3 protein-coding genes are annotated in these 2,474 nt (G+C 62.2%); all 3 read right to left on the bottom strand.

What is annotated here, in order from left to right:
• The coding region (locus RTS12_RS20575; RefSeq protein ID WP_312531998.1) for a D-alanyl-D-alanine carboxypeptidase at positions 1 to 837 on the bottom strand (837 nt) is incomplete at its 3' end.
• On the bottom strand, positions 834 to 1,451 hold the full coding sequence (locus RTS12_RS20570) for a nicotinate-nucleotide adenylyltransferase (protein ID WP_312531996.1): 618 nt from the start codon (positions 1,449 to 1,451) through the stop codon (positions 834 to 836). The genes RTS12_RS20570 and RTS12_RS20575, both read right to left, overlap by 4 nt.
• Before the next feature lie 48 nt (positions 1,452 to 1,499).
• Positions 1,500 to 2,474, bottom strand: a 975-nt coding sequence (gene opgC / locus RTS12_RS20565; protein ID WP_312531994.1) for an OpgC domain-containing protein, incomplete at its 5' end; no start/stop codon positions are given.

The following is a 2,474-nucleotide window of genomic DNA, read 5'->3' as shown; positions in this document are numbered from 1 at the left end:
TTCGGGGCGCCGCACCGGCAGCCAGCGGCTGCCCGATTTACCCATGGATTGGCGTGCAATGACCCATTTCTCGGCGCCAACCCCGCTGTCGGCGCCCGCCTCATAGCTAAACAGCGGCCGCGCGCGGTCAGCCACGGCCACCGACACGGTATAGGCGCGCGGTGATTGCCGCCCGCCCCTTGCCTCCAGCGCCAGATCATAGCCCTTTTCACCGCGCCGCCAGCCCAGATGGACACGGTTAAAGTTCAAGATCATGCCCGAAATCGTTGGGTTATAGGGCAGATGGACAGCTTGGCCGGGGGCGATTTCCGCCACTTTGGGCAATGCCCCGCCCCAGACCGCAAAGCGTTTGGGCAGCGGGCGACCGGCAGCCTTTTCCGCCTCGGCAGCGGCCTTTGCCAGTTTGGCCAAACCATCGCTGTCCAGCTCGGGATCCCCGCCCCCCGCAAGCACCAGCATATCGCCCGCGCGGATCACGCGTGTGCTAAAGCGGTGATCGGAGCCCAGTTTTGACAAGGCATAAAGCGCGGTGATCGATTTCAGCGTGCTGGCCGGAGCAATCGGCAGATCGGCGTCGCGGCTGTGCAGCAAAGCGCCGCTGCCTGCATCCAGCACCGCAAAGGAAATCGCCGCGTCCAGATTTGCGCGCGCGATCAGCTCGTCCACACCTAGAGGAGCGGGCGCGGGCGCGTCGGCGGGCGAAGGGGCTCTGGGCAAAGCTGTGGCAACTTCTGCCGGGCGGGCCTTGGGACGGGGATTGGCCAAAAGCGCCCCCGGCACCGCCCCTGTCATCAGCAAAGCACCCAGAATTGCGCGCCGCGAAACCATAATCATCATCTTTTTCCTTCGGGCGCCGTGCCACGTCGTTGCGCCCGGATAGCCGTCGATGACAGCCCATTCAAAGGCACGTTGATCAACACCCAGGCGGGGGGCTTGGCAAGGGGCAAGAGCCGCGCATCAGCATCAGAAAGTCGTGTACGCGCCAACATCCGCGCAACTTTGGACATTCGCGCAGCCATACGCCAGCCCGGACGGGCAATGACCCCGATGGGCACGCGCGCCGCAATCTCTTGCCAGCGATCCCAGCGGTGGAACTGCACCAGATTATCGGCTCCCATCAACCAGACAAAGCGCACACCGGGATATATGGCCTGCAGGGCTGCGATGGTATCTGCGGTCATGCGCGTGCCCAGCCGCGTTTCCAGATCGGTCACGATCACCCTAGGATCCGCCATGATCTGGCGTGCTTCACGAATGCGCTGGGGCAAGGGGGCCGGGCCATTGACCTTCAGCGGGTTTCCCGGGCTGACCAGCCACCAGATCCGATCAAGGCCAAAGCGTTGCAGCGCCATTTCCGTGATATGGACATGCCCCTCATGGGCGGGATCGAACGAGCCGCCAAGCAAGCCCACCGTCATACCCGGCAGCGCCAAAGGAAAGCCGCTTTTCATTCGCTGATCCTTTTTGCCAGATCCAAAGCCCGCCGCGCGCCATGCGCCTTACTGTCGATGTTCAAGCCGTTTGCGTGCCCACCACCCGCGCAGCTCTTCGCGGCGCAGCCAGCTGCTCGACATCGCCCAAAGTGCGACGATCACCCAAAGATCAATGCCGATTTTCAGCCAAATCGCGTAATCCGATCCGACCGGAACCAGCATATCCATCGCATCGCCAAAAATCGACAGCAGCACGCAAGCCACAAAGGCCCAAAGCCCGCCCTGCCCGATTTCCGCCAAAGCGCGGCCACAAACCGTATCTGCCATCCAGGCAAAGGGGCGCGCCAGTGGCACGGCCACCAGCCAGCTTGCCGCCAGAACCCCCAGCAGCCGGGTGCCGTCGAGCGACCATTTGTCGATCGGGCCATGAACAAGATACAGCAGATCATGCAGCGGCTTGCCGATCTCTCCGACCTTCCAGGACAGAACAATCGCCGAGCTGAAAATCGTCATGCCCCATGCCAAAGCCGAGACCCAGAACGACCAGGGTTTAAGCCGCTCGGTGATTTCCTTGCGAAAGGCCCCCATCGCGACGCCGCAGAAAAACAGCAGCTGCCAGCCAAAGGGGTTGAACAACAGCCCCGGCCCCGGGCGCTGGTTCGGGATCAGCGCATTCAGCGGCTCGGCCACGAACCAAAGCCCGACCGAGGCCGCCATGAAAGCCACCGGCCAGCGCAGCAACAAAGGCACCATCACCGGAACGGTTGCGATCAGCAAAACATAGAGCGCCAGCACATCCAGCAGGTTGGGCTGCATCCACATCAAACCCACAGTGGCAATATAGCCAAGCGGATTTTCCATGATCATATTCGAATATTCAGACCAGACGGCCGTGTGGTTCAGCTCAAAGACGAACAGCAGCTTTGACAAAAGCGCCAGCGCCACAGCGCCCACGATCAGTGCCCGCCAGACCTGAAAGGCACGGCGCCAAAAGCGCTTTTGCACCACCAGCAGGCCTTGCCGTGCCTCGACCTTGATCCA

Origin of the sequence: Paracoccus sp. (in: a-proteobacteria) (assembly GCF_032007265.1) — a bacterium.
GTDB lineage: Bacteria > Pseudomonadota > Alphaproteobacteria > Rhodobacterales > Rhodobacteraceae > Paracoccus.
The sequence above is the reverse complement of the archived record's forward strand: the minus strand, read 5'-3'. Positions and strand labels throughout refer to the sequence as shown.